Origin of the sequence: Ideonella sp. (genome assembly GCF_036277275.1) — a bacterium.
Classification (GTDB): Bacteria; Pseudomonadota; Gammaproteobacteria; order Burkholderiales; family Burkholderiaceae_C; genus Ideonella.
In genome coordinates, this window is the sequence record NZ_DASUNH010000101.1 from 1 (window position 1) to 5028 (window position 5028).

5 protein-coding genes are annotated in these 5028 nt (G+C 67.6%); 1 reads left to right on the forward strand and 4 read right to left on the reverse strand.

Annotated elements, in window-relative coordinates:
• Nucleotides 1-185: 185 nt before the first annotated feature.
• A complete protein-coding gene (locus VFY73_RS16865; protein WP_329720830.1) occupies nucleotides 186-1670 on the reverse strand; it encodes a sugar ABC transporter ATP-binding protein in 1485 nt (494 codons plus the stop codon).
• Nucleotides 1670-2839, reverse strand: coding sequence for an ROK family protein (locus VFY73_RS16870; RefSeq protein ID WP_329720832.1), 1170 nt, complete (start codon nucleotides 2837-2839; stop codon nucleotides 1670-1672). The genes VFY73_RS16865 and VFY73_RS16870 overlap by 1 nt, the downstream gene beginning before the upstream one ends.
• A gap of 356 nt (nucleotides 2840-3195) precedes the next feature.
• Between VFY73_RS16870 and VFY73_RS16875 the strand changes: the two genes are divergently transcribed.
• The gene (locus tag VFY73_RS16875; RefSeq protein ID WP_329720824.1) at nucleotides 3196-3651 is read left to right on the forward strand and encodes a hypothetical protein; all 456 of its coding nucleotides are present in this window, start codon (nucleotides 3196-3198) and stop codon (nucleotides 3649-3651) included.
• 67 nt (nucleotides 3652-3718) lie between these two features.
• Here VFY73_RS16875 and VFY73_RS16880 read toward each other — a convergent pair whose 3' ends face one another.
• Complete coding sequence (locus VFY73_RS16880) at nucleotides 3719-3952, reverse strand: DUF2783 domain-containing protein (protein ID WP_414654478.1); 234 nt, start codon at nucleotides 3950-3952, stop codon at nucleotides 3719-3721.
• Nucleotides 3953-3961: 9 nt separating this feature from the next.
• A partial coding sequence (locus tag VFY73_RS16885; RefSeq protein WP_329720828.1) for an FAD-dependent monooxygenase occupies nucleotides 3962-5028 on the reverse strand: 1067 nt, incomplete at its 5' end.

Below are 5028 nucleotides of genomic sequence, written 5' to 3' on the forward strand. Positions count from 1 at the left end.
CGGGCGCAGGCCCCATTCGCGGTCGCCCCCACGGCGCCAAGGCACCACGGTGATGACGCAGATGTCCGTTGCCTGCCGCGACCGTGCCCCGCGAGCGTGGGCCGGAGAACGGGGGCACCGCCGCCACCCGGCCGCCACCACCATGGCGGAACGAATGAGATCGCCGGCAGCATCGAAGCAGCATTTCAATGAGTCCCGGTCGCATGCGCGATCAGCGCCTCTTCGCTCAGCCCTTCGGCCGGCAGCACAACCTGGAGCCGACCGCCGCGCATCACAGCGACGCGGTGGCACAGGCCGATCAGCTCGACCAGCTCGGACGAAATGACGATCACCGCATGGCCTTCAGCCGCCAGACGCTGGATCAGGAAGTAGATGTCGCGCTTGGCGCCGACGTCGACACCGCGTGTCGGCTCGTCGAGCACGATCACGCGCGGATTCGGGTGCAACACCTTGGCCAGAGCGAGCTTCTGCTGGTTGCCGCCGGACAGCGCCGAAGCGCGCAGGTCCAGCGAGCCGGTGCGGATGCCGAACGCAGTGACCGCCTCTTGCAGCGCCGCGCGCTCTGCGCCCGGTCGCAGCCAGGGTTTGGCGTAGCGCTGCAACGCCATCAGCGTCAGGTTCTCGGCCAGCCCGAAGGCGACGTGCAGGCCCTTGCCCTTGCGGTCTTCGCTGAGGTAGGTCAGCCCCAGGTCAGCGGCTTCGCGCGGGCTGCCGATGTGCACCTCGCGGCCGTCCAGGCTGACGCGGCCGGAGCTGCGTGGCCGCAACCCCAGCAGGCCCTCGAACAACTCGGTGCGACCGGCACCGACGAGCCCGGCGAAGCCGAGGATCTCACCGGCCCGCACGTCGAAGCTGACCTCGTCGGCCCAGCCGGGTGCCGACAAACCTTGCACGCTCAGCCGCGGTGGTGCGTCCGTCGTCGGCGCTGGCTGGCGCGGCGGGAACAGATCGGACAGCTCGCGGCCGACCATCAGCTGGGCCATCTGCTGCCGCGTCAACGATGCGGTGGGCTGGCGAGCCACGAAGCGGCCGTCGCGCATCACGATCACCTCGTCGGTGATGCGTTCGACCTCGTCGAGCTTGTGCGAGATGTAGACGATGGTCACGCCCTCGGCCTTCAGCCGCGCCATCAGCGTGAACAGGCGTTCGGTCTCACCCGGCGTCAGCGTCGCGGTCGGCTCGTCCATGATCAGCAGGCGGGCCCTGCGGCCCAGCGCCTTGGCGATCTCGACCAGCTGCTTCTCGGCCACGATCAACTGGCGCACCCGCGTGTCGGGGGCGATGGCCAGGCCCACGTCGGCCAGCAGCACCGTCGTCTCGGCGCGCATCGCCGTGTCGGCCAGCCACGGGCCGCGCCGCTTCTCGTGGCCGAGGAACACGTTCTGCGCCACCGTCAGGTCGTCAGCGAGGTTGAACTCCTGGTGGATCAGCACCACGCCGGCCGCTTCGGCGTCGCGCGAGCCTGCAAAGTGCACCGGCTGACCATTGATGCGCATTTCGCCGCCGCTCGGCATTTCGTGGCCGGCGGCAATCTTCATCAGCGTCGATTTTCCGGCGCCGTTTTCCCCGAGCAATCCGTAGATCTGTCCCGACGCCAGCTCGAAGCTGACGCCATGCAGCACCTGCACCGGCCCGAAGGCCTTCACGACATCGTGAAAGGCCAGCGAGATCACACCGCCGCCTCGCGCATCTGCAGGCTTTCCTGCATGCCCAGCACGCCGGCGCCGATCAGCCCGGCACGTTCGCCCAAAGGCGTGTACTGGATCTCCAGGTGTCGCGTCGACAGCGCCAGCGAGCGGTGGTAGACGCTCTGCCGCACGGCGGCCAGGAACAGCGGGCCGATCTTCTGGATGCCGCCGCCGATGAAGATGTGCGACGGGTTGTAGAAGTTCACCACCGCCGCCAGCATCTGGCCGACCAGCGCGCCCGAGCGCTGCACGATCGCGTTGGCCGCCGCGTCGCCGGCGCGGCTGGCCTCGGCCACGTCCTGCAGCTTCAATGCGCCGCGTTCTTCCAGCATCTGCTTCAGCAGCGAGCTCTGGCCGTTCGTCGCGGCCTCGGTGGCCGCACGTGCGATCGCCGGGCCGGCAGCCATCGTCTCCACGCAGCCGACATTGCCGCAGTGGCAACGCGGCCCTTGCGGGTCGACGCAGATGTGCCCGACGTCGCCGGCCGAGCCGTTGGCGCCCCGGTAGACCTGACCGTGGCAGACGATGCCGCAACCGATGCCCGTGCCGACCTTGATCACGAGGAAGTTCTGCAACCCACGCTGCATGCGCCACAGCTCGCCCAGTGCCATCACGTTGACGTCGTTGTCGACGAAGACCGGTGCGCTGAAGTCGACCTTCAGGTCTTCGCGGATCGAGTAGGCGTCCCAGGCCGGCATCAGCGGCGGGTTGACGAGTTGGCCGAGACCGAAGTCCACCGGCCCGGGCACACCGATGCCGATCGCGATCACGTCGCGCGCCTTGGCATCGCACTGCTTCAGCAGCTCGCGCATCAGCGTGCGCACCCGCGACAACACCCGCGCCGGCCCGTCGCGCACATCGGCCGGCTCGCTGTGGTGGGCCAGCAGTTCCAGGTCGGGCGTCATCACGCCGACTTCGAGCCCGGTGGCGCCGAGCGCGGCTCCCAGCAGCACGCCGAGGTTGCGCGACAGGCGCAGCGTCTCGGCCCGCCGGCCGCCGGTGGCCACCTGCTCGCCGGTGGCCTCGAGCACGCCCTGCTCCAGCATGCCGGCTACGGCGGCGTTGGCGCGGCTCTTCGAAAACGATGAGCCGCTCGCGAGCGCCTCACGCGAAATGCGGCTGGACCAGAACACATGGTCCAGCAGCGTCATCTCGCTCGTCGACAGGTCTTTCCAGCGAACCATCGTCTCCTCGCGTCAGCCACCCGACGGGTGGCATGGCAGCGGGCGATGGTAGGTGGCCCACTTCGGCCCATCAAGCTCTAACTTAGACCCAATTCAGGTCAATTTGAACCTGGCAGTCACTGCGGAAGTTGGGCATCACGCATCATTGTTCTTGTTTCGCAAATCAATTCAATCATACAAACGTATTTATTCCCGAATCGCAAATCTCTACAGTTCAGTTCATCGATGAGCCGCAACCCAAACGACTCACCGAGGCAGGACAGACGGACAAGACCCACCCAGCTTGACCGCCCGCCCGGAACCCCGTTTCAACGATTCAAAGGATGACCACCATGTTCGCCAAGCAAGCCCAGATCGCCGTTGCCGCCATCGCCCTGACCATCGCCGGCGGCGCCTTCGCCCAGTCGAACGACCGCAACGTGTTCGACACCGAAACGAACCTGCGCATGCCCGCTGCCGCATCGGCCGAAGGCCTGAGCCGCGATGCCGTGCAGGCCCAGTACATCGCCAAGCGTGATGCCAACAACATCGCCAGCTTCAACCCGGAAGCGGCCTACTTCGCGCAGAACAACGATTCGAGCCGCGTGATCGCTTCGCTGTTCACCCGCAAGCCGGCCCAGGCGCAAGCATCGGCCGGCGGCCTGAGCCGCGACGAAGTGCGCGCTGAAGTGATCGCTGCCCGTGCCAACGGCCAGATCAACGTGTTCGACACCGAGACCGACCTGCGTGTGGCGCCCAGCGTGCGCCAGCCGGCCGCCACCGTGATGGCCCAGCGCTGATCCACAGCCTGGTTCAATTCAGCAAGAAAGGGGCGGGGTTACTCCCGCCCCCTTTTGCGTTCCGGTCTCAAGCTTCAACGCCAGCGCGAGCAGCCGACAAGGCCTCGCGCAGCACCCGCAGGTCACCAATGTGGTTGGCCAGCAGCAGCACCAGGCGGGCATTGACGAGCTGGCTTTGCTCGTCGCTCAGGCCGCGGTGGGTCTCGATCAGCGCTTCGTAGAAGTCATCGCCCGGCGTGAACGCGCGGGCGAAACGCTGGCCGGGGACGCCGAAGTTCGGCTGGGTGTTCAGGTGTTCCATGGTCATCCTTCAGTGCCGACCCAAGGCACGCGCCAGGGCCGCTTGCACGGCGGTCGGGTCGAAGCGCCGCCAGCGCGCGGCCACATGCTGGTCGGGCCGGATCAGGTAGCAGGTGCCGGGGCGGGCGTCATAACGGCGCGCGACCAAGCCTTCGGTGTCGACCATCGCTGTCGATGCGACACGCACAAGGTGCAGCGGCACTGGTGTCGGCGGCAGGTTGATCGACTCGTCACCGAAGACCAACAACGTGAAGCCGTCGCTTGCACCGGCCACCTCGCGCAACAACCAGTGGGCTCGGCCGTCGACCGCCACCGGCGCATCGTCGATGGGCGCGCCCGGCACCATCCAGCCTTCGAAGGGCTCCGCGTCCGGCGTGTTCAGCGGTGAATCGAGCGCCAGGGTCGGCACCGACAACCTCCCAGAGTTGACCAGCGCCCGCGCAAACGCGTGCTCGCGCGCCAGGCCCAGCACGGCGTTGCGGAACAGCTTCGAGGTCGCACTCTTGGGCGTGATGAAGTCGGTCGAGCGGGTCGAATTCAGGATGTTCTCGTCGGCCGCCGCGCCGCGCTCGCTGGCGTAGCTGTCCAGCAGCGTGTCGGGCGCCGCGCAGGTCACCACCGCGTGCAGCTTCCAGCCCAGGTTGTCGGCGTCCTGGATGCCCGAGTTGGCGCCGCGCGCACCGAACGGCGACACCTGGTGCGCCGCGTCGCCGATGAACAGCACATGCCCATGGCGGAACTGCGGCATGCGCCGGCACTGGAAGGTGTAGACGCTGACCCATTCCAGTTCGAATTCAGGGTGAGCCGGCGACGGGCCGCCCCTAGCCGGCTCGTTCCCCTCGGGGGGCGGCGCCTGCTCCGCAGGCGCCTGGGGGCCTCGGTTCGCCAACATGGCTTGGATGCGCGGGATCACCTTCTCCGGCTTCTTCTCTTCTTCCGGGTCGGCATTCCAGCCGAGCTGGAAGTCGATGCGCCAGACCTTGTCGGCCTGCCGGTGCAACAACACGCTTTGCCCACGGTGGAACGGTGGGTCGAACCAGAACCACCGTTCCGCGGGGAAGTCGGCCTGCATCACCA